The 26,347-nt window shown below is 62.5% G+C and carries 26 protein-coding genes; 13 read left to right on the top strand and 13 right to left on the bottom strand.

What is annotated here, in order from left to right; genetic code table 11:
- The first annotated feature begins 279 nt into the window (after positions 1-279).
- Together JQ558_RS24080 and JQ558_RS24075 are read left to right on the top strand one after the other, a co-directional pair.
- Positions 280-927, top strand: a complete 648-nt coding sequence (locus JQ558_RS24080) for a sigma-70 family RNA polymerase sigma factor (RefSeq protein WP_312015028.1) — start codon at positions 280-282, stop codon at positions 925-927.
- Between the two features lie 209 nt (positions 928-1,136).
- Positions 1,137-2,447: an ABC transporter substrate-binding protein gene (locus JQ558_RS24075; protein WP_212295398.1), complete on the top strand. Its 1,311-nt coding sequence runs from the start codon at positions 1,137-1,139 to the stop codon at positions 2,445-2,447.
- A 173-nt stretch (positions 2,448-2,620) separates the two neighbouring features.
- On the opposite strand, the gene JQ558_RS24070 is transcribed toward JQ558_RS24075, so the two are convergent.
- From JQ558_RS24070 to JQ558_RS24060, 3 genes are all read right to left on the bottom strand, one after another.
- On the bottom strand, positions 2,621-3,790 hold the full coding sequence (locus JQ558_RS24070; RefSeq protein WP_212271740.1) for a Gfo/Idh/MocA family protein: 1,170 nt from the start codon (positions 3,788-3,790) through the stop codon (positions 2,621-2,623).
- 39 nt (positions 3,791-3,829) lie between these two features.
- On the bottom strand, positions 3,830-4,336 hold the full coding sequence (locus tag JQ558_RS24065; RefSeq protein ID WP_212210200.1) for a hypothetical protein: 507 nt from the start codon (positions 4,334-4,336) through the stop codon (positions 3,830-3,832).
- Positions 4,337-4,423: 87 nt separating this feature from the next.
- Positions 4,424-7,603, bottom strand: coding sequence for an AAA family ATPase (locus JQ558_RS24060; protein WP_212295397.1), 3,180 nt, complete (start codon positions 7,601-7,603; stop codon positions 4,424-4,426).
- A gap of 808 nt (positions 7,604-8,411) precedes the next feature.
- Between JQ558_RS24060 and JQ558_RS24055 the strand changes: the two genes are divergently transcribed.
- The 6 genes from JQ558_RS24055 (at position 8,412) to JQ558_RS24030 (ending at position 14,514) form a co-directional block, all read left to right on the top strand.
- The gene (locus JQ558_RS24055) at positions 8,412-9,668 is read left to right on the top strand and encodes an amino acid ABC transporter substrate-binding protein (protein ID WP_212210198.1); all 1,257 of its coding nucleotides are present in this window, start codon (positions 8,412-8,414) and stop codon (positions 9,666-9,668) included.
- Between the two features lie 138 nt (positions 9,669-9,806).
- On the top strand, positions 9,807-10,688 hold the full coding sequence (locus tag JQ558_RS24050; protein ID WP_212033112.1) for a branched-chain amino acid ABC transporter permease: 882 nt from the start codon (positions 9,807-9,809) through the stop codon (positions 10,686-10,688).
- A complete protein-coding gene (locus JQ558_RS24045) occupies positions 10,685-11,644 on the top strand; it encodes a branched-chain amino acid ABC transporter permease (RefSeq protein WP_212210197.1) in 960 nt (319 codons plus the stop codon). Before JQ558_RS24050 ends, JQ558_RS24045 begins: the two co-directional genes overlap by 4 nt.
- On the top strand, positions 11,641-12,387 hold the full coding sequence (locus tag JQ558_RS24040) for an ABC transporter ATP-binding protein (RefSeq protein WP_212295396.1): 747 nt from the start codon (positions 11,641-11,643) through the stop codon (positions 12,385-12,387). Before JQ558_RS24045 ends, JQ558_RS24040 begins: the two co-directional genes overlap by 4 nt.
- Complete coding sequence (locus tag JQ558_RS24035; protein WP_212271737.1) at positions 12,377-13,114, top strand: ABC transporter ATP-binding protein; 738 nt, start codon at positions 12,377-12,379, stop codon at positions 13,112-13,114. The genes JQ558_RS24040 and JQ558_RS24035 overlap by 11 nt, the downstream gene beginning before the upstream one ends.
- A gap of 62 nt (positions 13,115-13,176) precedes the next feature.
- Positions 13,177-14,514, top strand: coding sequence for a cytochrome P450 (locus JQ558_RS24030; RefSeq protein WP_212295395.1), 1,338 nt, complete (start codon positions 13,177-13,179; stop codon positions 14,512-14,514).
- On the opposite strand, the gene JQ558_RS24025 is transcribed toward JQ558_RS24030, so the two are convergent.
- Positions 14,492-16,195, bottom strand: coding sequence for an NAD(P)/FAD-dependent oxidoreductase (locus JQ558_RS24025; RefSeq protein ID WP_212295394.1), 1,704 nt, complete (start codon positions 16,193-16,195; stop codon positions 14,492-14,494). The two genes, JQ558_RS24030 and JQ558_RS24025, sit on opposite strands and share 23 nt — an antisense overlap.
- A gap of 166 nt (positions 16,196-16,361) precedes the next feature.
- On the opposite strand from JQ558_RS24025, the gene JQ558_RS24020 reads away from it, so the two are divergent.
- Complete coding sequence (locus JQ558_RS24020; protein WP_212295393.1) at positions 16,362-17,951, top strand: gamma-glutamyltransferase family protein; 1,590 nt, start codon at positions 16,362-16,364, stop codon at positions 17,949-17,951.
- 55 nt (positions 17,952-18,006) lie between these two features.
- On the opposite strand, the gene JQ558_RS24015 is transcribed toward JQ558_RS24020, so the two are convergent.
- The 7 genes from JQ558_RS24015 to JQ558_RS23985 all read right to left on the bottom strand — a co-directional run bounded on the left by JQ558_RS24015 (position 18,007) and on the right by JQ558_RS23985 (position 20,877).
- Positions 18,007-18,780: a sensor histidine kinase gene (locus JQ558_RS24015; RefSeq protein WP_212210189.1), complete on the bottom strand. Its 774-nt coding sequence runs from the start codon at positions 18,778-18,780 to the stop codon at positions 18,007-18,009.
- Positions 18,781-18,889: 109 nt separating this feature from the next.
- Positions 18,890-19,276 carry a response regulator gene (locus JQ558_RS24010; RefSeq protein ID WP_212210188.1) on the bottom strand — a complete coding sequence of 129 codons (387 nt, stop codon included), beginning with the start codon at positions 19,274-19,276 and terminating at the stop codon, positions 18,890-18,892.
- Between the two features lie 7 nt (positions 19,277-19,283).
- Positions 19,284-19,532 carry a hypothetical protein gene (locus JQ558_RS24005; protein WP_212210187.1) on the bottom strand — a complete coding sequence of 83 codons (249 nt, stop codon included), beginning with the start codon at positions 19,530-19,532 and terminating at the stop codon, positions 19,284-19,286.
- A 177-nt stretch (positions 19,533-19,709) separates the two neighbouring features.
- Positions 19,710-19,988 carry a DUF1488 domain-containing protein gene (locus JQ558_RS24000; RefSeq protein ID WP_192740012.1) on the bottom strand — a complete coding sequence of 93 codons (279 nt, stop codon included), beginning with the start codon at positions 19,986-19,988 and terminating at the stop codon, positions 19,710-19,712.
- A gap of 48 nt (positions 19,989-20,036) precedes the next feature.
- The gene (locus JQ558_RS23995; RefSeq protein ID WP_249119491.1) at positions 20,037-20,264 is read right to left on the bottom strand and encodes a hypothetical protein; all 228 of its coding nucleotides are present in this window, start codon (positions 20,262-20,264) and stop codon (positions 20,037-20,039) included.
- 51 nt (positions 20,265-20,315) lie between these two features.
- Positions 20,316-20,615: a hypothetical protein gene (locus tag JQ558_RS23990; protein ID WP_212210186.1), complete on the bottom strand. Its 300-nt coding sequence runs from the start codon at positions 20,613-20,615 to the stop codon at positions 20,316-20,318.
- Positions 20,608-20,877 (bottom strand): hypothetical protein, encoded by a 270-nt coding sequence (locus JQ558_RS23985; protein WP_212295470.1) that lies wholly within the window; start codon positions 20,875-20,877, stop codon positions 20,608-20,610. Before JQ558_RS23985 ends, JQ558_RS23990 begins: the two co-directional genes overlap by 8 nt.
- 191 nt (positions 20,878-21,068) lie before the next feature.
- Here JQ558_RS23985 and JQ558_RS23980 point away from each other — a divergent pair, with 191 nt between their 5' ends.
- The 4 genes from JQ558_RS23980 (at position 21,069) to JQ558_RS23965 (ending at position 23,087) form a co-directional block, all read left to right on the top strand.
- Entirely contained in the window at positions 21,069-21,878 is an 810-nt protein-coding gene (locus JQ558_RS23980; protein ID WP_212210185.1) for a transglutaminase family protein, read from the top strand.
- On the top strand, positions 21,875-22,066 hold the full coding sequence (locus JQ558_RS23975; protein ID WP_192739931.1) for a hypothetical protein: 192 nt from the start codon (positions 21,875-21,877) through the stop codon (positions 22,064-22,066). The genes JQ558_RS23980 and JQ558_RS23975 overlap by 4 nt, the downstream gene beginning before the upstream one ends.
- 98 nt (positions 22,067-22,164) lie before the next feature.
- Positions 22,165-22,569 carry a DUF4864 domain-containing protein gene (locus tag JQ558_RS23970; RefSeq protein ID WP_212271732.1) on the top strand — a complete coding sequence of 135 codons (405 nt, stop codon included), beginning with the start codon at positions 22,165-22,167 and terminating at the stop codon, positions 22,567-22,569.
- Positions 22,570-22,709: 140 nt separating this feature from the next.
- A complete protein-coding gene (locus JQ558_RS23965; RefSeq protein ID WP_212210183.1) occupies positions 22,710-23,087 on the top strand; it encodes a rhodanese-like domain-containing protein in 378 nt (125 codons plus the stop codon).
- 154 nt (positions 23,088-23,241) lie between these two features.
- Here the strand turns inward: JQ558_RS23965 and JQ558_RS23960 are convergent, their stop codons facing one another.
- Entirely contained in the window at positions 23,242-24,477 is a 1,236-nt protein-coding gene (locus tag JQ558_RS23960) for an MFS transporter (RefSeq protein WP_312015024.1), read from the bottom strand.
- Between the two features lie 148 nt (positions 24,478-24,625).
- Positions 24,626-26,188, bottom strand: coding sequence for an amidase family protein (locus JQ558_RS23955; protein WP_212295392.1), 1,563 nt, complete (start codon positions 26,186-26,188; stop codon positions 24,626-24,628).
- Between the last annotated feature and the right edge of the window lie 159 nt (positions 26,189-26,347).

Genomic DNA, 26,347 nt, shown 5'->3' with positions numbered 1-26,347 from the left:
CGGGCCAATTCACCTAGACCAGGGAACTAGAAGCACGCACCCCTCGTGGGGTAGCGCAAACGGCTCCATGCGACGCATCCTCAGCGCCATCGCGTCAAGGAAATGGAGAGGACGATGCCCGTAATCGAGCGGCGGCAAGCAGCGGAGAAGCCTGTTTCATTGCCGGATCGGTGTCGAGATAAAGTCCTTTCACGCGGCTCCCTGCCGACTTCTCCGGCCGCGATCCTGCCCGACTTCATCGGCAAGAACCGCAAGTGCTTGGCCGGGCAGTCCGATGCGATCGACGATGGCAGGCTCGCCTATGCCACCAGCCATGCGACGGAGGCGGAGGACAGCATCTCCGACGAGAGGCTTCTCAAGAGCGTTGCGGAAGGCGACAAAACAGCGATGCACATCATGTTCGCCCGTCACCGTGCCAGAGTGCTTCACTTCATCCAGCGGACGGTTCGCAATCCGGGCATTGCCGAGGATCTCGTCAGCCAGGTATTCCTCGATGTCTGGCGCTCCGCGAACAGGTTCGAATATCGCGCGCGGGTTTCCACGTGGCTGCTCTCGATTGCCCGTTTCAAGGCGATCAACTCGCTGCGAGAGCGCATTCATGAGAGCATCGATCAGGATGATGTGCACGGAATCGCAGATACCGGTGACACGCCGGAAATCGCGCTTGATCGAAAGGAAACCAACGGCATTTTGCGCGCGTGCATCGCCAGACTATCGCCAGCCCATCGCGAAATCATCGACATGGTCTACGCGCGCGAGAATTCGCCCGCTGAAGTGAGCGAAATGCTCGATATTCCTCTTGCCACCGTGAAGAGCCGAATGTTTTACGCGCGCAAGCAACTTGCGAGCATGCTCGTGAACGCCGGTTTCGAGGTCCCAACATCAACACGGCGGGGAAAGCAAAGTCATCTCGCGGCTTGCATCTAGAGTCCGGGCACAGCTATCGGCAATCGCCCGGCCGGCCCCCCTGCGACACGTTAAGGGAGGCAGGACCGAGCGGCGAACATGACGCGGCGACGCAGCAATTGCGGCCGGGAACGCTGCTATCGCCAGCAACCGCTCGGCAAAGCCGTTGACATTCCAGCGCATTGTCAAAATACTCGGCCATAATAAAGAAAAATCGATGGGAGGACACGATGCCCACTTCACGCAGAACACTGCTGAAGACTTCCGCGGCTGCGGCCGCCGCATTCAGCTTCGATTGGACACGTGCCCAGGCGCAAGCCGAAACGGTGCGCATCGGCCTGATCTACGACTTGACCGGCCCGTTTGCAGCCGGCGGATCGGTCGCCTCCTCGATCGGCGCGCAGATCGCCATCGATCTCGTCAATGAAAAGGGCGGCATCGGCGGCAAGTACAAGGTCGCCGCGGTCGCCGCCGATTCCCAGAGCAAGCCAGAAATCGCGATCAATGAGGCGGTGCGCCTGATCGACCAGGAGAAGATCGACATCATCAACGGCGTCTATGCGAGTTCGCATGCGGTGCCGCTCGCGGCCAAGGTCGAGCAGCAGAAAAAGATCCTCTGGATCACGACCGCGGTCTCGACCGCCGTGTTCAAGGACAAGAACCTGCAATATGTCTTCCGCGCCCAGATACATTCCGATCAGTATGGCCAGGCCTTCGCCGGCTTCATCGCCGAGCATGCGAAAGCAAAGCTTGGAATGGAGCCCAAGGACGTCAAGGTCGCGCTGATCCACGAGGACGGCCCCTATGGCGTCGGTGTCGCGGCCGCCGACGAGGCCTATTCCAAGGAAGCCGGCCTGCAGGTCGTGCTCCGCGAGGGTTATTCGGCGTCCGCCCCCGACCTCTCGGTGCTGGTGACCAAGCTCAAGCGTGCGAGGCCCGATGTGATCTCTCACGCGGGATACAACCCTGATATCACGCTGTTCCTGCGCCAGGCGCGCGAGAACGGCCTCAAGTTCAAGATGCTGTTCGGCGCCGGCGCGGGCTACAGCCAGCTCGACAAGCTGCGCGCCACCTTCGCATCGGACATCGACAATTTCTGCAATATCGATCCGGTGCCTGCGCAATTGCTCGATCCGACCAAACTGGCGCCCGGCATCGGCGATCTCACCAAGACAATGATCACACGCTACAAAGAGAAGACCAACGCGACCGACGTGCCACCGCACTGCTCGATGGGCTTCAACCAGACCTGGATCCTGCTCAACAGCGTGCTGCCCGCCGCCAAGGACAAATACGGCGGCTTCAATCCCGATGCCATTCGCAAGGCCGCGCTCGACGTCGACATCCCGCCGGGCGGCACGATCCAGGGCTACGGCGTCAAATTCTTTCCGCCGGGCACACCGCTCGCCGGTCAGAACGAGCGTTCGACCCCGGTCGTGATGCAGAATGCCGGGGAGCACATCTCGGTGGTTTGGCCGACCAATATCAGGACGCAGGACCCGGTGTTCCCGCTGCCGAAATCGTCGGTCTACGCGTCGTAGCGCTTTCACCCCGTCCCCTTGTGGGAGAGGGTGGACGCGATGCGTAGCATCGCGGACGGGTGAGGGTCTCTCTCCGCGCGTGAGCCTCTCGCAACAGAATTTGCGGATCGAACCCCTCATCCGGCGCTTCGCGCCACCTTCTCCCACAAGGGGAGAAGGGAAGAAGCTCGTCGCTACAACGTCACTCTCCGGCCCTCTTCGGCGGCCCAATAGCCGGCGTAGTTGACCTTGATCGTCTCAAACGCCAGCGCGAGATCTGAGAGTGGCTGCCTCCCGGTCGCGACGCATTCCATGAAGTCCTGGACTTCCTGCAGGTAGCCGCGCGTCCATTCTTCCTCGAGGCACACATACTGCCAGCCGGTCTTGCGATCGACCTTTTCGGTGATGTAGACGCTGGCGAGTTTTTCCTCTGATGTCTGGTAGCTCATCATGTGCGTGTTCGGCGTGATGTTGGCGAACAGCGCGCCGCCGCTGGTGTAGGTTTCGATCAGGTTGCGCACGCCGCCGGCGATCATGTCGCCGGAAAAGATCGTCGCCTTGGTTCCGTCGGAGAAAGTCGCGGTGAGCGTGCCCCAATCCTCGACGTCGACCGGATTGGATTTGATGACGCCGCGTTCGTCCGGCCGCAGGCATGCCGCGACGTTGCCGACGTCGCAGGTCACGCTGGCGACGCTGATCGTCTCACCCCGCGCTTTCGCCTCGACCTGCTTGAGATAAAGCACCGCCGAAAGCGGGTGGCATCCCATCCGGATCAGCGAACCGCCGCCGGTCATCGCCCATTGCGCGGCATGTGCCGCATGCGAGCCGCTGTGGCTCTCCTCGCCTTTCATGAACAGGATCTTGTCTTTGGTGGCACGGAGGATCTCCACGGTCTTGGTCACCGCCGGCGCGTAGATCCAGTCTTCCGCATACATGAAAAGTTTGCCGGTCTTCTCGATCGCCGCACGGGTGATTTCCATCTCTTCCAGCACGCGCCGATACATCAGCGCCTTGGACACGTGCTTACCGATCGGCGCCTTGTCATCTTCTCGCCCGAAATAGCCCGCGAACGGCTTCTCGCAGATCACGTGTTTGCCGGCCTGCATCGCCTCGACGATCATCGAGGCGTGCAAATTCGGCGGCGTGCAGATGTCGATGACATCGAGCTCGCCATCGGCGATCAAATCGCGAAAACTGCGATACGCCGCCGGAATCTGGTGCCGGCGGGCGAACTCAAGGACATGATCGCCCCGCGCCGCGACGGCCCGGACCTCGACATCCAGGCCGTAGACGCGCTTGTACGCATACATATGCAGCTCGGACACAAAACCGCAGCCGGCCAGACCGACCCTGATCTTTGCCATGATACCTCCAGGAGTCATGTCTAGCCGGCAGTAATTCGGCTAGCTACCCTTCTTTGGCTCTTCGAAAGGGCACACCATCGTAAATTTAAGGGTCGGCTCAGCGTTGAGTGTGGTCCATTCTATTTTGACGTCGTGGAGCGTCGGATCAAGATCAGCAGCCTTTTTCACCATCACATCGATGATGATTTGAATCGGCGGCTCCGAATTAAAGCACTTTCGAATCGCGGCATCGGCTAAGTCGCACTTTGTCGCGGGAACCGCGGCATCGCTCGGCGAAAGCGGCAGCTTGTTGGGTTGCTTCGAGAGACTGTCTCGGGCCGCCTGCATCGATTCCTGCCAAAGCTCGTGGGTTTTTCCGGGCCATTTATCTTTTGGCGTCAGGATAGGCTGATAGTCACCCCACTTCATGGTGGCCAGGTTAAACCCTGCATGCTCTTTCAGTTTCTTGACGCTGTCCGGCATAGCCTTGGTCGTATAGTTGACGTTCATGGCATAGATAAATTTCGGGTCCTGATAAAACCCGGCAAAAAAACTCTTCTCAGCCATTGTCACCTCCACTTTGTTTCACTGCCTCAAGAGGCCGTTTCACACCAGACGTAAATTGACGATGCTATCAAAGTTGACGCGCAGCTTTCAGTGCCGAACGGACTCGCCGTTCACCTTGGCCAGTAACGCCTCCGCCTTCGCGACGAGAGGCTTATGCTCAAGCCGCTCGGCAATGGCTATACAGTTCAGCAAGCATTGGCTTATTTGTTCCGGATCGGCCTCCGGCCGCATCGCGAACATCCTCCCTTCCGATAACCACGTTTCCGCTTCAAGACCTTCATACCCTTGCTGGCGAGCTCCAGCGCGAACGGATCTGACGTTTTCCAGCGCATCCGCAGACGCGTTCTGTGCAAGCGCCAGATAGTTGGGCGCCCGCAACATGACCGATGAATGACCGACCGCGTGTGCCTGGTCCCGTGCTTCCGTCAGAACGACCTTGGCCTCGTCGATCAGGCCGAGCTCCAGGTTTGCCATTCCGCAAAGGCAAGCGAGAATTGGGATGTAGAGTTTTGTTTCGTGCTCCTTGGCCAGCTTCAACGCCTTCTCAAGCTCGGCTCTTGCGCCCGCGAAATCGCCGCGGTTGAGCAGGATCGAGCCCGAGCAATAACCAACCGACACGCGATCGATGGGTCGCCCGGTACGATCGGCAATCGCGCGCGCATGACCTTGAACGACCTCTGCCTGGTCCCAGTCCCCCAACATACTCAGCACGACAGCCCACATCATGTAGCAAAGGATCGCCAAACCTTGCGGGGTGTTGCCGAGCGGAGCCCTGGGATCCGGCCCCGTCAGTTGCTGGCATGCTCGTGCGAACATTTTCTCCGCTTCACGGCACCGGCCCGCGACAAAATAAGCCTGGCCCAGGCCGAACTCCGCGTAGCTCAGCCATCCACGATCGCCGAGTTGCTCGGCCCTCCCGACGGCCTCCTCCCCGGCCTCGATCGCTTCGACGGGCGCGCCATAAAAATTGAGTGCTGCTGCGCGCACCGCCATGGTCGCAACCTTCCGCGCGTGGTCCCCGATCGCCGCTGCGCGCGCATCGGCCTCCTTCGCCAGGCTCAGCCATTTGTCGACAACGCCAAAGGAAGAAAACGCCACGCGCGACTCGATCCGCAGATCGATGGCAAGCGTCTCGCGCTCGGCCGATAGCGGCGCCTTGTCGAGTGCGTCGATCGCAATCCCGAAATACTGCGCGCCCTCGGCCAGCGCCGAGCGATCAATGCATTTCCTGGCAATGTTGCGGGCGAACAGCGCGCTCTTTCGCCAGTCCTTTGCGCCTGTTGCGTGGTAGAGAAGAACGTCGGACTGGTCGTCCGGACGACCCGACGCTCCAGCCTCGATACTGGCGAGAATTCGCCGATGCAGTTTTTCGCGCGCCGCTTCCAGCATGGATTCATACGCTTCCTGGCGGATAAGTTCGTGCGGAAATTCGTAGACGTGGCTTGGCAACAAACTGACTTCGATCAGGAGTTCGGCGCGATCGAGCGCGGCCAGTTGAGACTGCAGCTGCTCGTCGGGCAGACCAGTTACCTCCTGCAAAATGCGGGCGGTTGCCTGTGTTCCGACCGCAGCCGCTGTTCGAAGCAGAATCTTTTCATCCCAGCTCAAACGATCAATGCGCGCGGCGATCATGCCTTGAATGGTCGCGGGCATGCCCAATCTATCCGGAGAGATGTCAACGCTGACGCTATCGTGGTGCCCGCCGAGAACGACCTGATCCGAAAGGCCGCGACACACCTCTTCGATAAAGAGCGGTACGTTGCCGGTATGCCGGAGGATCCGGTCCTTCAGGTCCGTCACCGACGGGGAATGCCCAAGGATATCGTCCAGCATCTCGCGACCAGCGTCGTCGTCCAGCGGACGCAACCACAGACTGACCGAGCTTCGTCGGCTGCGCAGCTCCGGCGTTCCGGTGGGCCTGCTGGTGGTCACGATCAGCAATGGATGACGGGCGGTCAGCGATTCCAGGGATTCAATTGGCGCCGCACTCGCACTGTCGATCCAGTGCAAATCCTCGATCAGCAGCAGAACCCGCGAGTCCTGGGTTATGCGCTCAATGACGGCACGGCTTGCCTCTGCAATTGCGCGACCACGTTGCCTCGGCTCAAGCTTGCTCCAGTCCGGATCCGAAACCGGGAGGTCCAGCACGGCATCGATCGCCGCGTGCCAGATCGGCGGCAGACCGGCGAGTGGATCCTCGCCCGGGATCGGCTTGCCGACCCGCAAATGGGGCGACAGGGCCGATTGCAGAACGTTCTTCAGCACGGCAAAGGGCGAGGCTTGCAAGGGCGGGCTGCATTCGGCCTCGATCACGCGCCATCCGGCCGCCCGCAACTCCTCCACAAACTCGTACACCAGACGCGATTTTCCAATGCCCGGATCGCCAAGCACGGAAACCATTTTCCCGTCTTTCGCGATTCCGTCGGCCACCGCTCTAAGAGACTTCATCTCAGAGTCTCTTCCGACGAACCGCCCGATGCTTCGAGCCTTGCGAACCTGCCAGGTTGAAAGCTGGTGAACCGCGACCACCCTGTACATCGGAATTGGGTTTGCGAAGCCCTTCAGAAGCCTTGGCTCCATCGTCTCGAAGTCGATGAACCCTTCGGATAGCAGCCGGCACGCTTCCGAGGCCATAATCTGTCCCGGTGGGGCGACAGCCTGCAGTCGTTCCGCCAGGTGCTGTGCTGATCCGCCGAATTCGTAGACGTGGGAGACGTCACTCGAAACGACATAGGCCAGCACGTAGGCGGAGTGCAGCCCCACGCGCACCTGGATGCTCGGGTCGCCAAGTTCTGCAACACGCCGGATCAGTTCGATCGCGGCGTGGCAGGCAAGGCGACTATGGTTATCGTCAGCGCTTGGGGCGCCAAACGCGGCCACCAATCCGTCCCCGAGCTCCTTGCTGACCGTGCCGCGAAATTGTCGAACCGCGGCCCGCATCGCTGACAGTGCGGGTTCGAGACGGGAGACGGCATGTTCGGGATCGAGGTCCGCAACAATAGCCGTCGAGCCGACGATATCCGCGCGCAGGATCGTTACGAATTTGAGTTCGGCCTTGGGTTCGCTAGAGGCCTGGACATCTTCGGCAACTCCACCGCCGCCGTTGATGGTTACGCGTAGCGAGTCTCCGCAATAAGCGCAGAAACTGCTTTCCGGCCGATTGGATTTACCGCAGCTGTCGCATCGCTTTTGCAGCGCCCGAGCCCCGCAGGCCGCGCAGAACTTGTCCCGCTCATCCATTGCCGATCGGCACGCATCACAAAACATAATCGCGTCCTGACGGGATCAGTCGATTATTCAAGTAATTTCTTGTGTTTAGCCTTTTGCTGCCATTCGGAATGGTGACCCATTCCGCCCGCCTCTGCAAGGTTGTTATCCCCGATGAACCACCGGATTAAGACGGCCTTTTGTCTGCCCCGCGTCTGGATGCACCGATCGTCACTTTGCGGGGTCAAGCCTTAACCATGTCGGCTCATCGGAGCAGACCGGATGCTGGCAGCCCCGAAATCTCGGGGTACCCGGCGTCAAGCAGTCATACCGCCCGACGGAAAAAGCCTGAGCTTTCATCCTCGCGGATGAGATGGACCGCCTGCTTCAACACCTGAACAGCAGTTGCGCGGCGATGTAGCAATGGACGTTGAGGCGCGACTTTGTTGGCTGCAATCCGACGCTGACAATGGCCTTCGACACCAAGGCAGATGCAAACAATCAGTGAGGAGAAGGCCTGCTCCCCCTAGAGGCCCGCATCGCGGACCACCGCGCTCCAATTGCGCGTCTCGTCGTCGATGAATTTGCCGAACTCCGCGGCCGTGCTGCTGTCCGTCGGCGACCCCCGGCTGCCGTCCGCGGCGGGAATGGGCGATCTCCAATGTCTGCGCCGCGGCCGGCCAGCGCGGGCCAACGGTCGCGGCAGCGTCACTTCGGATAATCCCCCGAACGTAGGGTGCCAAAGGTTGCATCCGCGTTCCATTGTGGCTTGTGGCCGGGCGGGCTTTAGTTCTAACCTTGCAGCAAAAGCGCCATAGAGCGCGGACGGGCGACAAGAACCAAACAAAGCGAGATCTTGGGAGGATCAATGAAACGCAGGACGCTTCTCGGCGGAACGATCGGCGCGGCCGTGCTTGGCCTAACTTTTGGGCTCACCTCAGCCGCACTCGCTCAGCAACCCCCGATCAAGATCGGCATGTCGATGGCGCAGACCGGCGGTCTCGCCGGCGGCGGCAAGGCCTCGCAGCTCGGCATCGAGATCTGGCGTGACGACGTCAACGCCAGGGGTGGCCTGCTCGGCCGCAAGGTCGAACTCGTCGTTTATGACGACAAGTCGAGCGCTTCGGAAACGCCGGCGATCTATTCCAAGCTTCTGGACGTCGACAAGGTCGATATCCTGTTCGCGCCCTACGCGACCGTGCCCACCGCGCCGCTAATGCCGCTGGTCAAACAGCGCGGCATGTTGCTGATGGGCAACTTCTCGTTCCAGGTGAACAGCAAGGTTGGCCACGACATGTGGTTCAACAATGCGCCATGGGGACCGGCCGACAGCTGGGCGGCGTCCTTCCTCGAACTCGGCCAGAAGGCCGGGGGCAAGACCATCGCGCTGCTCGCGGCCGACCAGGAATTCGCACAAAACCTGGCGCTGACCGCACGCGACGTCGCCAAGAAGATGAACATGCAGATCGTGTTCGACCAGGCCTATCCGCCGAACACGGTGGAATTCTCCTCGATCCTGCGTGCGCTCAAGGCTGCCAAGCCCGACATCGTCTATGTCGCATCCTATCCGCCGGATTCGGCCGGGATCCTGCGCGCCGTGAACGAAATCGGAATCGGCAACAACGTCAAGATCTTCGGCGGTGGCATGGTCGGACTGCAGTTCGGCGCGGTCATGGAAAATCTCGGCTCCCTGCTCAATGGCGTCGTCAACTACAACACCTGGCTGCCCGAACCGAGCATGCAGAACGAGGGGACCAAAGCGTTCTTCGAGACCTATACCAAGCGCGCCATCGAAGCCAAGGTCGATCCGCTCGGCTACTATCTGGCGCCGTTCGGCTACGCCAGCGGCCAGATGATCGAGCAGGCGATCAAGGCAGTGGGATCGCTCGACCAGAAGGCGCTCGCAAAGTATCTGCGCGAGAACGAGCACAAGACCATCGTCGGTCCGATCGCTTTCGCCGCGGACGGCGAGCGCAAGGAATCCGCAACGCTGCAAGCGCAGTTCCGTGGCGTCGTGGACAAGAATATGGATCAGTTCCGCAAGCCCGGCACCCAGGTGATCCTGTTCCCGGCGAAAATGAAATCCGGCGATCTCATCAGCCCGTTCGAGGCTGCCCGGAAATAATCATCGCGGCTGATCTCCGGACCATGGTGCGCTGACCCCGGTCGGCGCACCAGCGCCCCGGGTAATTTTAGTGGGACTGGCAGGGCGTGCGCGAACCGGGGAAGCGGCGGCTCAGGAGCGGGTCAAGGGGGACCTTACGTGTTTTCATTTGAACTGCTGCTCGATGCAGTAGTGCTCGGGGTGCTGCTCGGCTGCTTCTACGCGGCGGTCAGCCTTGGGCTATCAGTCGCGTTCGGCCTGCTCGACGTTCCCCACGTCGCGCACCCGGCCTTTCTTGTGCTCGCGTCCTACGCCGTCTATGTGCTCAATGAGTTTTATGGAATCGACCCGCTGCTGGCGGGACTGCTGATCACACCGTTCCTGTTCGTATTCGGTCTCGCCGCCTACCGCCTGTATTACGAGACATTCGAAAAACGCGGCAGCGACGCCGGCGTGCGCGGCATCGCGTTCTTCTTCGGCATCGCCTTCATCATCGAAGTCCTGATCATCCTGCAATTCGGCGTCGACCAGCGCTCGGTCACCGCGACCTATATCGGCAAGGCCTGGCGGATCGGCGATATGCGGATTCCCTACCGGCTGGTGGTCGCGTTCGCCGTCGCCACTTTGCTGACCACTCTGCTGGCGCTCTATCTGTCCAAGACCTTCATGGGACGCGCGATCCGCGCGGTCGCCCAGGACCAGGAGGCGCTGCGGCTGATGGGCGCCAACCCGATCCGGATCAAGCAATGGGCGTTCGGCATCGCCACCGCCGTGCTCGGCATTGCCGGCGCCCTGCTCATCATCGTAGCCCCCGTCGATCCGACGCTCGACCGCGCCTATATCGGGCGGACCTTCTGCGTCGTCGTCATGGCCGGGCTCGGCAGCATGACCGGCACGCTCGTTGCGGCCATCATCCTTGGCGTCGCCGAATCGATCGTGCTGACCCTGTTCGGCGCCTCCTGGGCGCCGGCCATTTCCTTCGCGATGCTGCTCGGTGTTCTCGCCGTGCGGCCGCAAGGCCTGTTCGGCAGGCGATCATGAAGCGCAACGGCATCTTTTTCTGGGTTGGCGCGGCGGTCTTTCTGATCGCCATTGCGCTGATGACAAAGCTCATCACCAACGAATACCCCTTCTTCGCCGGCTATGTGATCCTGCAATTCATCGTGCTCGCGGTGGCCTGGAGCATCCTCGGCGGCCATGCCGGCTATGTGAATTTCGGCACCAGCGCGTTCTTCGGCATGGGCGTCTACACCGCCGTGTTCCTGTTCAAGGTGGCCGGTGCGCCGCTCCTCGTGCAGATTGCGGCCGCTGCTGCCGTCGGCGCGCTGATGGGCTTTGCACTTGGCCTGCTGACCCTGCGCATGCAGGGCATCTTCTTCTCGATTGCGACGATCGCGCTGACCATCGTCATCGAGACCTCGATCACCAACTGGCGCTATGTCGGCGGCGCGGCCGGCATTCAATTACAGCGCCCGCCGGTGACGTGGCCGTTCTCGGGCTATGTCCAGATGCTGTTCTTTGTCCAGGCGGTGCTCGTGGTGCTGGCGGTTGTGGTCTCGCGCTACATCCAGAATTCGTGGATCGGCCGCGGCCTGCAGGCGCTGCGGGACGACGAACTCGCTGCAGAATGTACGGGTGTGCCGACCCTGCGGCTGAAAGTGCTGGCCTGCGTCGTCTCCGGCGCGCTGATGTGCGCGGCCGGCGCACCCGCCGCGATGTATCTGCAATACGCCGACCCCTCCTCCGCGTTCAATCTCAACTATTCGGTCTCGACGCTGGCGATGTCGTTGATCGGCGGCACCGCGCATTGGGCCGGCCCGATTGTCGGCGCCATCCTGCTGGGCACCACGCAGCAATTGCTGACCGTGACCATCTCGTCGGAAGTGAACGTGCTGGTGCTCGGCGTCATGCTGGTGCTGTTCGTGGTGGCCGCCCCCGAAGGGCTGATCGGCCTGCTGCGCCGGATTCGCCGCCACCGCAGGGAGGGCAAGCAATGACGCCCCCCGACACCAGCGCACCCCTGCTGCAGATATCAGGGCTCACAAAGCGCTTCGGCGGCTTCACCGCGCTCGACAATGTCAGCGTCGATATCCACCCCGGCGAGCGGTTCGGCCTGATCGGCCCGAACGGCTCGGGCAAGACGACGCTCATCAACTGCATCTCCGGCGCGTTCCGCACCGAGGCCCGCACGGTGGTGTTCCGCGGCGAGGACATCACGCAATTGCCGGCGCATGTCCGCACCCGCCGCGGCATCGCCCGCAGCTTCCAGATCCCGCGTCCGTTCAAGAGCATGACGGTGGTCGAGAACCTGATGGTGGCGCTTGATTTCGCGGTGGCCACGGATCCGCTGGTGTCGGCTGCGCACCGGCACGACACCGCGATGTCGATCCTGTCGGGCATGGGTCTCGCGTCCAAGGCCAATGCATCCGCCACAACGCTGAGCCAGGTCGAACTGCGCAAGATGGAGCTCGCCCGCGCGATGGCGACGCGGCCAAAGCTGCTGATATCGGACGAGGCGATGGCCGGGCTTTCGTCTTCGGAAGTCGACGAGGTGCTTGATCTCCTGATGAGCCTTGCGGACCAGGACATCACCGTCATCATGATCGAGCACATCATGCAGGCGGTGATGCGGTTTTCGCAGCGCGTGATGTGCCTCGACGCCGGCAAGATCATCGCGATCGGCGCGCCGAACGAAGTCATGGCCAACCAGCGGGTGCAGGAGGCCTATCTTGGCACTTAGCCTTGCGATCTCCGGCCTCGATGCCGGTTACGGCGCCGTCAAGGCGCTGCGCGGCGTCTCGCTCGATGTCGAGGCCGGCGAAACCGTCGCCCTGCTCGGCACCAACGGCAACGGCAAGAGCACGCTGATGAAGTGCGTCGCCGGGCTGGTGCGGCCGCAGCGCGGAACCATGCAGCTAACGATCGACGGCACCGCGCATGACCTGACCAAATTGTCGCCGGAAGCCATCGTCGATCTCGGCGTCGCGATGGTGCCGGAGGGGCGGCGGCTGTTTCCCAAACTGACGGTGCTGGAAAACCTGATGCTCGGCGCCTTCCGCAAGGCGGCCCGGCGCGACATCGACAAGAATCTGGCGCAGGCCTTCGAAACCTTTCCGGTGCTGAAGGACCTGAAGAAACAGCTCGCCGGCACCATGTCCGGCGGCCAGCAGCAGATGCTTGCAATCGCGCGCGCGCTGATGTCCTCGCCGCGCCTGCTGTTGGTCGACGAGCCGTCCGTCGGATTATCTCCGCTGCTGGTATCGCAAACCATCACCAAGATCGGTGATCTCAATCAGCGCCTCGGCCTCACCGTGCTGATGGCCGAGCAGAACTTCAACCAGGCAATCCGCATCGCCAACCGCGGCTACATCATCGTCCACGGCGAGATCGTCGTCGCGGCCCGTTCCGTCGACGAACTGAAGGGTAACGACATCGTCAAACGGCTCTATCTCGGCGGCATAGCCTGATGGCGCAAGACGGCGCGCACGCGTCCTTGTAAAGTCGGCGACCTGACCGGAGAATTCAGCCGATGCGTCTCCTGAGCGAAGACTTCCCCTTGGGCCTGCCCGCCGGACCCGTATTCCCCAGAGCCTATCCCGAAGTCGAGCCGGACGCGCTGTCCAATGTCGAACTGTTCCTGCAGGGACAGCCGTTCGACATCTATGCCCGGCTGCGCGCCGAGGCGCCGGTGGCGTGGCAGCGTGAGGGCAGCAACGGCCCGGGCTTCTGGGCGCTGACCCAGTATAACGACGTGATGCGCGTCGATGGCGATCCGAAAACCTTCTCGTCGCAGAAGGGCGGCATCCTGATGGCCTATGGCCCGCCCGAAACACGACATCCCCTGCTGTTCCGCGCCTCGGTCGACGCCATGATCAACATGGACGCGCCTTGGCACCTGCAGCTCCGCAAGGAGCACATGCCCTACTTCACCCCTGGCTACCTCACGGGCATCCGGGAGAAAGTGGCTATCGAGACCACGCGGCTGATCGACGACATGGCCGGCCTTGGCGAATGCGACCTGGTCGAGACGCTGTCGTCGCGGCTGCCGCTGTTCACGCTATGCGAAATCCTCGGCGTGCCGGAATCCGACCGGCCGAAATTCCTCGACTGGATGCATTATCTCGAAGTGGCCGGCCATGTTTCGGCGCAGCAGCGCAAGAACCCGCAGCCGACGCCCGAGTTCATGGCGTTCGTCAAGGCCTTCAACGAGAACGTTGCCGAGATGTTCGCCTACGGCCAGCACATGCTGCAGAAACGACGCGCCGACCCAAAGCCCGATCTGATGAGCGCGATCGCGCGCGCCACCATAGACGGCGAATTGCTGCGCGACGAATATCTCGACGGCTCCTGGCTCCTGATCGTGTTCGCCGGCAACGACACGACGCGCAATTCGATTTCCGGCTCGATGAAGCTGCTGACAGAGTTCCCGGATCAGAAACGCGCGCTGATGAATGATCTGTCGCTGCTGCCGAACGCCGTCGACGAGCTGATCCGCATGATCAGCCCTGTTATCTACATGCGCCGCACGGCAACCGAAGATACCGAGATCGGGGCACAGAAGATCGCGGCCGGCGAGAAAGTCATCATGTATTACGGCGCCGCCAATCGCGACCCCGCGATCTTCCCGGACCCCGACAGGCTCGACATCCGCCGCGCCAATGCCTCAAAGAACATCGCTTTCGGCTTCGGCCCGCATGTCTGCATCGGCAAGCGCGTGGCACAGCTGCAGCTCGAGGAAGTCTATCGCCAGTTGCTGACGCGGCTGCCGGATATCGAGTACGCCGGCGGCATGGAAATGGCGCCGAACAATTTTGTTCATGCCATCCGCAAACTGCCCGTGCGCTTCACTCGGCAGCGCTCGATCTGACCGCTGGCCGTACCGAAGGCTGCGCGTCCGAGGCAAACACGATGTCTTGATAGCCCTTGGCGACGGCATCGTTGATGGCGGCGACGTATTTCGGCGTGCCGCCGTTGTAGACGAAGTAGCGGTACTTGCCGTGCTCGTGGCCCGGAACATTGGAATTATAGCCGGTGAACCACGACTTGGCCTCTCGCATCAGCATGATGGCGTACATCTTTTTCACATGCGCGCTCCAGCGCTCCTGCGCCATCAAGCTCGGGTCGGCGCTGGTGTAGCCGCGGTCCCACATGTGCTCGAGCAACGCCATGCACCAGTTGACGCCGGTCTCGATGCCGCGCGGAAAATTCGTTGACGCCGAGCCGCTCTGCGGTCCCGTCGGCATCAGCAGGTTCGGAAAGCCATGAACCAGCATGCCGAGGAAGGTCGACGGGCCGTCCTTCCATTTGTCGTACAACTTTTCCCCGCCGATGCCTGTGATGTCGATGTGATCATACGCGCCGGTGATGGCGTCGAAGCCGGTGGAGTAGATGATGATGTCGAAATCATAATCCCGCGCCGAGGTGCGGATGCCGGTTTCGGTGACGCGCTGCAGCGGAGTCTCGCTGATATCGACGAGATGCATATTGTCGCGGTTATACGCCTCATAATAATTCGTCTCCAGCGGCACGCGTTGCACGCCAAAGCCGTGATCTTTCGGGATCAGCTTCTCCGCGATGACGGGATCCTTGACGCGGCGGCGGATACGGTCGGCGATGTAGGCGGAGAATTCGGCGTTCGCCACTTCATCGGTGAATATCTCGCGGAAATTGCTGAGCCAGATCCCGAACCCCGGCTCGTCATAGAGCTTGTCCCACAGCGCCAGGCGCTCCTCGCGCGTTACCTCGTAGAAGCCGCGCCGGTCGGGTTCGTGCTCGAAGCCGCCGGGGCTGCGGGCGCAGGCGGCGAAGATATCGTCATAGCGCGAGCGGATGTCGGCCATCTCCGCCTCCGAGATCGGTCCGTTGTTGAGCGGGGCGGCCCAGTTCGGCCGGCGCTGAAACACGGTCAACTCGCCGACCTTGTCGGCGATCTCGCCGATGATCTGAATGGCTGTCGCGCCGGTGCCGATGATCGCGACCTTCTTGCCCTTCATCTCGACCGGCTCATGCGGCCAGTAGAAGGTGTGGAACGAGGGACCCTTGAACGACTCCACGCCTTCCAGCCGCGGCAGGGTCGGTATCGACAGCAAGCCGATCGCCAGGATGACGAACCGGCAGGTCAGCTCGCGACCGTCGTCGACCGTCAGACGCCAGATGTGCTGCGTCTCATCGAACTGCGCCGCCAAAACCTTTGCGTTGAACTGCATGTATTTGCGCAGATCGAACTTGTCGGCAACATGGTTGAGATAGCGGAGGTTCTCAGGCTGGCCCGAAAACCGTTCCTTCCAGTGCCACTCGTTGAGCAATTCCCGCGAGAAGGAATAACCGTAGGTGTAGCTCTCGGAATCGAAACGCGCGCCGGGATAGCGGTTCCGGTACCAGGTCCCGCCAAGATCGGGGGAGCCCTCCAGCACCGCGGCATCCACCCCGAGGTCGGCCAGACGCTTGATCTGATAGATGCCGGCCACACCCGCGCCAATCACGATCACTTCGTAATGCGACTTGTCGCGGGGAGCCTTATCGTGGGGAACGTTGGTCCCTTCGGTCATATTCCACCCGGTCTTTGTTGTTCTTGCCAACCACGGCGCTTGTGCCCACCATACCAACAATCCGCGCATTGCACTTGCGTCAGGATGCCAGGGTTGCGCCTGACGGCTTTACCTGGCGGGGGCCGTTCCGTACCCTAGCGGTTCCTGTGGCAATGAAAGCATCAGCATGCGCGACCAGTTCACCAACACCCAGCAGATCCGCAAACCCGCGGTCACCGCCAAGGGCGGCATCGTCGCCGCGCAATCCGGCAAGGCGGCCAAGGTCGGCGCCGAGGTGCTGGCGGCGGGCGGCGATTGCGTCGATGCCGTGATCGCGACCACGTTTGCTCTGGGCGTGCTGGAACCCTGGATGAGCGGGCTCGGCGGCGGCGGCGCGATGGTGCTCTACCGCGCCCGTGAGGACCGTTATGAAGTGATCGACTACGGCATGCGGGCGCCGCTCAGCCTTCGCCTGGAGGATTATCCGCTGAGCGGCGGCGCGGCATCCGATCTGTTTCCGTGGGCGCGGGTCAAGGACGACCGCAACATCCATGGCCCCGGTTCGATCGCGGTGCCCGGCGTGGTCGCCGGCATGGAGGAAGCACATCGTCGCCACGCCAAAATGCCGTGGCAGGAATTGCTCGCGCCCAGCGTCGCGCTCGCCGGTGAGGGCCTTGCGGTGGACTGGTGGACCACGCTGATGATTGCGAGTGCGGCGCTTGATCTCAGGCGCTATCCCGCCAGCGCCGCCGCCTATCTCGTGGATGGATTGCCGCCGAATGCACCGTGGGGGATCAAGACCAAGGTCCGCCTGCCGCAGGACAAGCTCAAGGCCACGATGGCGCATCTCGCCGCGCAGGGTCCGCGTGATTTCTACGAAGGCGATCTGGCGCGCAGCCTCGCCGCCGATGTGCGAGCAGCCGGCGGCGCGCTGTCGGTCGAAGATCTCATCCCGTTCAAGGCTTTTCTGCGCGAACCGCTGGCGATCCCCTATCGCGGCGGCAAGGTGTTTGCGACGCCGGAACTCACCGCCGGACCAACGCTGGCGCGCACGCTGCACCTGCTGCAGCAAAATCTGCAGCCCGCGAAAAGCGGACCTGACGCCGCGGCCTACACGGCCTATGCCGAAGCGCTGCAAACGGCCTACCGCGAACGCCTCAAGGACATGGGCGACGCCGACGGCCGCCGCGCGCTCGGCGCCGAAACGCTGGCGCCGGCCTGCACCACGCATTTCTCGGCCGTGGACCGCGACGGCAACATGGCCGCGGTGACGCAAACCCTGCTGTCATCGTTCGGCTCCAAATTCGTCTGCCCGCAAACCGGCATCACCATGAACAACGGCATCATGTGGTTCGACCCGACGCCGGGCACGACGAATTCGCTGGCGCCCGGCAAGCGCTGCCTCACCAATTACACGCCGGTGGTGGCGCAGGCGTCTGACGGCCGCCGCACCGCCATCGGCGCCTCCGGCGGCCGGCGCATCCTGCCCGCGGTGACGCAGCTTCTGTCGTTCGTGATGGACTACGGCATGGACCTGGACGCGGCGATCCACCAGCCGCGCATCGACGCCAGCGAAGGCGCCATCGTGATCGGCGACGTGCGCTTGCCGAAATCAACGCGGGAGAGCCTGCGTGCGCAGTTCGATTACGAGGAAGCGCGGATCCAGACCACGCCGATGAAGTTCGCCTGCCCGAGCGTCGTGCTGCGCGACGGCGCCACCAACAGCGGCGCCACCGAGGTGTTCCAGCCGTGGAGCGAGGCGGTCGCGGAAGCATAAGGCCGGCGGTCGCAGCGGATGCGGCACGTTGCAAGCTGACGTGCGCCCTAGCCGCTCAGGACTCAAGCGAGAGCAAGGGAATATCGAGGAAGTACACGAACCCGCTCGGCTCATAGGTCAATCTGACATTGCCTTTGAGTTGCCGGCCGAGCGTCTCGATCAGGCGCGTGCCGAAACTCTGGCGCGTCGGGGCCGCAACCGCCGGGCCATCCTGTTCCTTCCAGGTGAAATGCAGCCGCGATGCCGGCGCATCGATCGCCCAGCTGATGGCCACGTGACCGGCGGGCACCGACAATGCGCCAAATTTCGTGGTGTTGGTGCAGAGCTCGTTGAGCGTCATCGCGATCGCAATAACCGCGCCTGATGCGATCTGCACATCGGACCCGGCAATCGAAAAACGGGGCTTATCCGGATTGTCGAACGGCTCGGTCGCCCCCTGGACGATCTTTCGCAGCTCCGCACCGGTCCAGCGCGCCTGCAACAGCAGATCATGGGCCCGCCCGAGCGCCAGCAGACGGCCTTCGATCGCTTGCTGCGCATGCTGCGTGCTCGGCGCGTTGCGAAGACTTTGCGACGCGATGGCGCCCACGGTTGCCAGCGTGTTCTTGATGCGGTGATGAAGCTCCTCGAGGATCAGTTTTTGGAGCTTGTCGGCGGCTTCGCGCTCCTTGGCGTCGATGCCGGCCTGCTCAAGCAGCGTCTCGGCACTGAGCTTGGCCTGTGTCAGCAACAGCCGGAGACTGACGTTTTCAGCCGCCAGCTCCTCCTGCGGTGACGTCGGATCGGACGCATCGAGGGAGGCATACGGATCAGGGACTGTTCTGAACATCGACAACGAATACCACCATCTGTCCGGCTCCGGACATTTCTTTATGCCAATGATTCAGCCGTCTGACCGTTACGGTGCAGAGCCATCGGATGTCCATCTCCTGCCAAGCTCAGGCCGGGCCAAGCATTTCGCGCATTTCCGCGATGATTTCGTCGGATTGCAGCGGTTTGCCGAAAAATCGGCTGTCCAAGGGAATGTCGCTGCCGGACAGTTTGAGCTGTCCGGACGCCAGGATGATCTTGATGGGCGGCCAATTCTCGCGGACCGCGTGTGCCAGTTGCAGCCCGTTCATGCTACCGGGCATCTGAACATCGGTCAGCATCAGCGCGATATCGGACCGGGAGCGGAGGATGGCCATGGCTTCGTCCGCATCCACGGCCTCGACCGGGACGTAACCGGCGTCTTCCACCATATCGACCACGCGCATGCGCAGCAGCATCTCGTCCTCAACGACGAGCACGACGAGCGGAAGGAGGGAATGATCCAGCGGCATCATATGCGATTCAACGGCGCGCCGTGACCAGGCGCACCTCACGAACGGCCGCACCCGATTCTGTGTCGCGCAGGCAGGATGATGCGATGTTCGGCCAGTTCTGGCTGGCGCAGTCTCCAGCGACGTGGCCGGCCAGCCGGTCCGCCTTAGCGAGCACAACGACTTGCTCGGCTTTCACCGCTGGCGCGAAGCCCGGCAGAGCGATCACAGCCGCTCCCAAGAGCGCGAGTATCGCGAGGGCAGAAATAGATTTGATCATATTGGACTGCTGACTGTGGCGGATCGCCAATCCCGCTGCGCTTGGGGATCGGTTGGCAACGGCGCTACGGAGGCAGAGTTCCTCAACGACGACTTATATTTGTCATCTCCGCTTGCAACTTGAGGCCGGCCCGCGCAGCGGCGCTGCCAGTTATGGCCCGCGCCGCGGCCCCGGCCATCAGCCGCGAAAATCGATGCTGCGCAGGATGATGCCGGGAGGGGTGCCCTCGAACTCCCGCGCCTGGAACTTGCGCGAGGCGCATTGTTCGATCCGGTCGCGCAGCCGGACGAACTGTTCTTCACGCCGTTCCGGCGCCGTCCGCGACACCCGCTCAAGGTCGTCCATCGCCGACGCACTGACGGCGCAGGGGACTTCCCTGCCGTCGTCCATCATGGAGAACTTCAGCACCATGCGATCATATTCGTAACCCCCGATGCTGCCACGCGCGAGCGTCATCGGGCGGTTCTCAAAGGCCGGAACAACCGTACCATCGATTTCTCCCACTTAACCCACCACCATCTTCTTCTTGGCCGGCGGGGGATTGATTTCGGCAATCCTGCGCAGGCAGTCGGCTTCGGAATCATGCGGGCCCGAAACGAAGGTGCCGCTGACCTTGGTCGAGTACCAGCCGGACACGACACCGAGGCGAAGCGATTCTTCTGTCTTGACGTGACGGGGCGAGAGATTCTTCATCAGATAAGATACTTTCAGTTTGGCCGTTCGATCTTGCATCGAACACGCTGGATAAAGTCTTGGTTGGTCGAAGCCGCTTGTTCGTCTTGTTCAGGCATCATCGCCGGCGAGCCGGGTGAGATCCGCAAGCACCGCGCTCACGAGGTCGCGGTGATGCGTGTCCGATGGCGCGAGGCTGGCCGAATAGAGATTGAGCACGTAACGCGCCTTGGCCACCGCCTCGGGCCACGAGGCGGCCGGTACGGCCAGGAGCTGGATTTCGAGCTCGCCCTGCTTGTCGCGCAGCAGTTTCGCGTTGGCCTCGACGTCGGCCAGCACGCGGCGGATATCGGTTGCCTTCTGCGCCGCCATGCCGCGATGCTTGTCGAGCTCGATCGGGGTTTCAGTCACGAGGCGCGCTCGCGTCGATGCGCTGCGCATCGGACAGATCGACCGAACTGATCGAAATCATTTCCATCGAAGATCGGTGCGGCGCCGCTGCTGGGACCATGATCATGGTGGCGACACGCCGGAAGCACGGGAACGACAGCCCTTCGATCATCTCCTCATCGGTGACGACTTCGTAAGCGCCGGGCGCGAGTTCGCGATCGATTCCCTTGATGCGGAACGGGTGCCCGAAATGAATCGTTTCCCGTCGCGAGCGCATCGTCATGGCAACAGACCTCGTCTGTGCACGGAACCATCGGGTTGTTCGGACATCGGCGCAGCGTGCGCGCTTTTGCGGCAATTAGCTATCGTTTTCTCTGTCGAGAGGCGCATTTGGTCGAATAAAGCAGCAAAAGCCTTGTATTCGGTGGTTTCGTAGCCATTTCGAGCAGGTATTCAGCCAAGAAAGTATTTCGAATGAAGCTGCGCGTCGGATTCGAAATGCTCTACGATTTCCCGCAGCCGACCCCCATGATCATGGTGCTGGGCACACATTTCACGCGCGCCTCCGATGTCATCGTGCCGGACTTCCTGACCACCACGCCTGCGGTCGAGATCACGCCCTATCGCGACATGTTCGGCAATTGGTGCAGCCGCATGGTGGCGCCTGCGGGGCGCCTGCGTCTTGCCGCCGATGGCGTCGTTCGCGACTCCGGCCTGCCCGATCCGGTGTTTTCCTCGGCGGTCCAGCACGCGGTCGAGGATCTGCCTGCGGACACACTGGTCTATCTGCTCGGCAGCCGCTATTGCGAAACCGACCGGCTTTCTGACATCGCCTGGCAATTGTTCGAGAAGACGCCGCCGGGCTGGGCGCGGGTGCAGGCGATCTGCGATTTCGTGCATCGCCATATCGCGTTCGGTTACGAGCACGCCCGCGCCACCAAGACGGCGTGGGAGGCCTATAGCGAAGGCAAGGGCGTCTGCCGCGACTATGCTCATCTCGCCATCACGTTCTGCCGCTGCATGAACATTCCGGCGCGCTATTGCACCGGCTATCTCAGCGACATCGGCACGCCAAAACCCTGGGCCGTGGGGGATTTCGCCGGCTGGTTCGAGGCCTATATCGGCGGGCGCTGGCACATGTTCGATCCGCGCAACAACGTGCCGCGGATCGGCCGCGTCCTGATTGCGCAGGGCCGCGATGCCTCCGACGTGCCGATCACCCAGACCTTCGGCCCGAACACGCTGGCGAGCTTCAAGGTGTGGACCGACGAGGTCACCGCATGAGCGAACCACACCCTGCCCTCAGCGCCGACGAATTCGCCTCCTTGCGCGAAGTCAGCAAGGGCGATGCGCAGCGTGAAATTCCACAGCTGCACTGGGAGCGGCTGGTCGGTCTCGGATACGCAGTGCGGCGGCTCGGCGAACTCGGTTTGACCGCGTCCGGCCTGCGGCGCCTGGCGAGCGGCCAGTAGCCACTTCAACCCCAGGAGCCGCTTGCACCGCTGGCGAGATGGATGCAACTTTCGGCCGACTTGGCCGTAACTCGCTGCATCAGCCAGGGAATATCCGCATGCGCGCTCTTGCTCTCCTTGTCGTCTTCCTGATCGGAATTGGATCTCCAGCCTTCGCTGACGACGTCGCCGCCGCGCAAAGCGTGATCCGCGCGCAGGAGCAGGCTTTTGGCCGCGACGATTCTGCCGCCGCCTATTCTCACGCGGCGCCGTCGATCCAGCAGATTTTTCCGGAAGCCGATATCTTCATGCAGATGGTCCGGCAGGCCTATCCGCCGGTCTATCGCCACAAGAGTTTTGAGTTCGGCGAAGCCCGCGCGGCGGGCGGCCAGATCGCCCAGCGCGTCCACATCGTCGATACCAATGGCGAGGCATGGGAGGCGCTGTATACGCTGGAGCAGCAGCCCGACGGCAGCTTCAAGATCACGGGCTGCTCGTTGTTGAAGGCGGGCCAGGCGGTGTGAGACATACGTTGCGACAGAGGGCCGCACCAAGCCTCGGCATCAGAATTCGCACGCAGTCCTTTGCCATTGCAACCGCCCGGAGTTTACGCCTTACTCGCCCCAATGGACGCAACCGCGTCTTGATCCGGGAGGAAACAAAAATGAAAACAGTACAGACGATGCTGGCCGAAGCCGAAGCCGAGGTGCCGCGTATCAGCCCGGATGAAGCGAAGAAACTGGTTGGCCGGGCTGACGTGCTTTTTCTCGACGTCCGTGAACCGGCCGAGGTCGCAACATCGGGCAAGGTCCCCGGCGCGCTCGCCATTCCGCGAGGACTTGTGGAATTTCGTGCCGATCCAGCTTCCGCGCTGCACGACGCGGCGTTCGATCGATCCAAGACGGTGGTCGCCTACTGCGCATCCGGCGGGCGCTCGGCGCTGGTCGGCAAGACCCTGAAGGACATGGGATACGATAACGTCCGCAACCTTGGCGGCTTCAAGGGCTGGCTGGAGGCCGGCGGCGAAGTCGAGAAGGGATAATTGGCGCGAGCATGATCCGGACCCGCAGGGCCGCGTTAGCGCAGCGCGGGTAACGGCTTTCCCTCGCGACAAACGCGGAAAAGCGTTTGCACGGAGATCATGCTCACGCAAGAAGATGGAGCGGGGTGGCGGTTCGAAGAACCGTCACCCCGATCTAGGCCATCGCCATCCGCTGCCGCGCGCGCATCAACAGCAGCACCATGATGGCGATGTTGACCAGGTTCCAGGCGACGCCGTTGGTAAACGCGGCGGCGTAGGAGCCGGTGGCGTCGAAGATGACTCCGGAAATCCACCCCCCGAACGACATGCCGAACACCGAAGCCAGGATCACGAACCCGACGCGTGTCGCAGCCTCCGAAGCCGGCATCGTCTCGCGGACGATGATGGCGTAGCTCGGCACGATGCCGCCCTGGAACAGCCCGAACATCGCGGAGATGAGGTAGAGCGAGGTCAGGCCGTCGAAGAACAGATAGAACAGCAGCGCGGAGCCTTGCGCGACCGAGCCGATCAGGAGCGTCGGGATGCCGCCGATCTTGTCGGCCAGGAAACCAGAGCCGATGCGGCTGATGATGCCGAGGCCCAGCATCAGCGACAGCATTTCGGCGCCGCGCGCCACGCCATAGCCGAGATCGTTGCAATAGGCGACGATATGAACCTGCGGCATCGACATCGCCACGCAGCATGAGATGCTGGCGAGCCCCAGGATCACGGTGAGCGCATTGGTTGACAGCTTCAGGTCGAGCCGCGGCGGCAGCGCGTTGGCGTGGCTGCGGCGCACCCCTGCGCCCATCAGCACGCGCAAGCCGATCAGCGCCAGCGTCATCGCCACGGCAGTGAAGATACCGAGCGCGATATGGGTGGTGCGCCAGCCATAGGTCTGCATGCCCCAGTTCACCAGCGACGGCCAGACCGCACCGCCGATGTAGTTGCCGCTGGCGGCGATCGCGACCGCCAGCCCGCGGTAGCGCTCGAACCAGTGCGAGGCTTCCGCCATCAGCGGCCCGAAGGTTGCCGCCGAAGAAAGCCCGATGGCAAAATGCACGAGAATGTACGGCCAGATCGACCATGAGATGCCGGCGACGATGTAGCCGAGGCCCAGAATACTGATGCCAAGCCCGATCGCGGTGACGATACCGTAGCGGTCGGATATTTTGCCTGTGATCACCTGGCCCAAACCGAAACCGAGCATCATCATGGTGAAGGCCAGTGACGCCGTGCCTCGCGTGGCGCCGAAATCCTGCTGCACCACCGGCAGCGCGACGACCACCGACCACATGCCGACGCTGCCGAGCGAGCCGATCAGCACGGCCACGGCAAGCCGGGCCCAGGCTCGGCGCGAGTCGGGAACGAACAGTTCGGAATCTCGAATGAATTCAGAAGAAATTACCACGGCGGGCGCAACTTCTAGCGCAATTGCCTAGAGGTCAAGCCACAATGGCGCGATATTGGGCATGCAGATGTGGAGGGGGTGCGCGTCATATGACCAGCACCTCCCCCTCAGAGCATTAGCGCCTACTCCTCAGAGCAATGGCACCTGCTCACGCCATCTGCTGCCACAACTTTTGCACCAGCACGCCGGCGCGTTTCTCGATCGACGCCGCGGCATCGAGCGCCAGATCCTCGCGATAACGTCCCGCGATCAGTTGCACGCCGATCGGCTTGCCCTCGTGCAGCGCGACGGGAACCACCGCGGACGGCAGGCCCAGCACGTTGATCGCGGAAATGAACCGCAAATCGTTGAAGAACATCTCGGCCACGCGCTCCAAGCTGGTCGTATCCGCGCGCGGCCCGGGCGTCGGCATGACCGTCGTCGGCGCCAGCACGACCGGATAATCCTCAAAGAAGGCTTGCCAGGCGCGAATATGACCGTTGCGCGCGGCGGTCGCACGCATCCAGCCCGCGAGGTCGAGCGTGTTCGCCTTGAGCTTGATGCCGCCCCAGGCGGTGTGGAAATGCTCCGAGGCCACCGCCAGCATCCCGGCTTCCTGCAGCACGGCAACTTCATTGACGATGATGTCGCACCAGGTCTGCCAGACGCCGTTGATATCGGGAACCTCGACTTCGCTGACGCGATAGCCCCCGCGCTCCAGATGGTCGGCGGCCTGCTTCAGCGCCGCTCGCACCGATGGATCGACGTTCATGTCGGCGGGCAGTTTCGCCAGCGCGACCTTTATCGGCCCCTTCGGTTTCGGACCCGCCAGAGGTGCCGGCACCCACCAGGGATCGCGCGGATCGCGCTGGCACATCACTTCAAGGCCGAGCCTGACGTCGCCGACGCTGCGCGCCAGCGGTCCCTGCGCCGACATCAGGTGCGCGAGCATCGGCCGCTCGGCCGTGGCGCTTTGATTGAAGGCGGGGATACGGCCTTGCGTCGGCTTGATGGTGGCGACACCGTTGCAATGCGCCGGCCAGCGCAGCGAGCCGCCGATGTCGTTGCCATGCGCGATCGTGCCGATGCCGGCCGCCACCGCCGAGCCGGCGCCGCCCGATGACCCGCCGCAGGTGATCTCGGGGTCCCATGGGTTGAGCGTCAGTCCGTGCAGCGGGTTATCCGTGAAGCCGCGGAACGAGAATTCCGGCGTGTTGGTCAGGCCCAACACGATCGCGCCGGCCTTCCTGAGGTTGCGCACCACAGGCGCGTCCGAGGGCGCGATGATGTTCATTTGCGAAGGCACGCCGTTGGGATTGGGCCTGCCTTCGTAATCGACGTTTTCCTTGATCGTGATCGGCACGCCATGCAGCAGGCCGAGTTCACCGCCCTTCGCCCGGGTCTGGTCCGCCGCTTTGGCGGCCTTGAGCGCGTCGTCGGAGAGATCAACCACAATTGCGTTGAGCTTCGGATTGACCGCGCGCATCCGCGCGATGTGAGCCTCCGTCACCTCGACCGAAGAAATCGCGCCGGACCGGATGGCGGCGGCGGTCTCCAGCGCCGACCATTGCCAGACCGGCCCCTTGGGCACGGCCGGCTTGCGCGATGCGGTCTTTTTCCCGGTCTTGCTGGCCGCCTTCGCGGCGTTGCTGGTGCGGACAGCAGTTTTTTTGGTCGATTTCTTCGCAGGCGCCTTTTTCGAAGCGCGCTGCTTCACAACTCTCTTGGCCAAGTCGGTTCTCCCCAATTGCGCAGCGAAGGTTATGGGCCAAGAGGCCGCGTGTCGAGGCTTACACGCCTGACCAACGAGCTTCTTCAATCGATTGATTCAAAAGCGATCAATGCGAGCAGGCGCGCTCCGATCGCAAAAATGCGCCGTGTCTGAACAGCG

It is taken from the genome of Bradyrhizobium sp. AUGA SZCCT0160 (genome assembly GCF_018130105.1).
Taxonomy (GTDB): domain Bacteria; phylum Pseudomonadota; class Alphaproteobacteria; order Rhizobiales; family Xanthobacteraceae; genus Bradyrhizobium.
This window is presented reverse-complemented; position numbering and strand designations above follow the sequence as displayed.

Coding starts and splice junctions, on each gene's coding strand:
- JQ558_RS24075 (WP_212295398.1), top strand. CDS start 1,137: ATGCCCACTTCACGCAGAACACTGCTGAAGACTTCCGCGGCTGCGGCC.
- JQ558_RS24070 (WP_212271740.1), bottom strand. CDS start 3,790: ATGGCAAAGATCAGGGTCGGTCTGGCCGGCTGCGGTTTTGTGTCCGAG.
- JQ558_RS24065 (WP_212210200.1), bottom strand. CDS start 4,336: ATGGCTGAGAAGAGTTTTTTTGCCGGGTTTTATCAGGACCCGAAATTT.
- JQ558_RS24060 (WP_212295397.1), bottom strand. CDS start 7,603: ATGTTTTGTGATGCGTGCCGATCGGCAATGGATGAGCGGGACAAGTTC.
- JQ558_RS24055 (WP_212210198.1), top strand. CDS start 8,412: ATGAAACGCAGGACGCTTCTCGGCGGAACGATCGGCGCGGCCGTGCTT.
- JQ558_RS24045 (WP_212210197.1), top strand. CDS start 10,685: ATGAAGCGCAACGGCATCTTTTTCTGGGTTGGCGCGGCGGTCTTTCTG.
- JQ558_RS24040 (WP_212295396.1), top strand. CDS start 11,641: ATGACGCCCCCCGACACCAGCGCACCCCTGCTGCAGATATCAGGGCTC.
- JQ558_RS24030 (WP_212295395.1), top strand. CDS start 13,177: ATGCGTCTCCTGAGCGAAGACTTCCCCTTGGGCCTGCCCGCCGGACCC.
- JQ558_RS24025 (WP_212295394.1), bottom strand. CDS start 16,195: ATGACCGAAGGGACCAACGTTCCCCACGATAAGGCTCCCCGCGACAAG.
- JQ558_RS24020 (WP_212295393.1), top strand. CDS start 16,362: ATGCGCGACCAGTTCACCAACACCCAGCAGATCCGCAAACCCGCGGTC.
- JQ558_RS24015 (WP_212210189.1), bottom strand. CDS start 18,780: ATGTTCAGAACAGTCCCTGATCCGTATGCCTCCCTCGATGCGTCCGAT.
- JQ558_RS24010 (WP_212210188.1), bottom strand. CDS start 19,276: ATGATGCCGCTGGATCATTCCCTCCTTCCGCTCGTCGTGCTCGTCGTT.
- JQ558_RS24005 (WP_212210187.1), bottom strand. CDS start 19,532: ATGATCAAATCTATTTCTGCCCTCGCGATACTCGCGCTCTTGGGAGCG.
- JQ558_RS24000 (WP_192740012.1), bottom strand. CDS start 19,988: ATGACGCTCGCGCGTGGCAGCATCGGGGGTTACGAATATGATCGCATG.
- JQ558_RS23995 (WP_249119491.1), bottom strand. CDS start 20,264: ATGCAAGATCGAACGGCCAAACTGAAAGTATCTTATCTGATGAAGAAT.
- JQ558_RS23985 (WP_212295470.1), bottom strand. CDS start 20,877: ATGACGATGCGCTCGCGACGGGAAACGATTCATTTCGGGCACCCGTTC.
- JQ558_RS23980 (WP_212210185.1), top strand. CDS start 21,069: ATGAAGCTGCGCGTCGGATTCGAAATGCTCTACGATTTCCCGCAGCCG.
- JQ558_RS23975 (WP_192739931.1), top strand. CDS start 21,875: ATGAGCGAACCACACCCTGCCCTCAGCGCCGACGAATTCGCCTCCTTG.
- JQ558_RS23970 (WP_212271732.1), top strand. CDS start 22,165: ATGCGCGCTCTTGCTCTCCTTGTCGTCTTCCTGATCGGAATTGGATCT.
- JQ558_RS23965 (WP_212210183.1), top strand. CDS start 22,710: ATGAAAACAGTACAGACGATGCTGGCCGAAGCCGAAGCCGAGGTGCCG.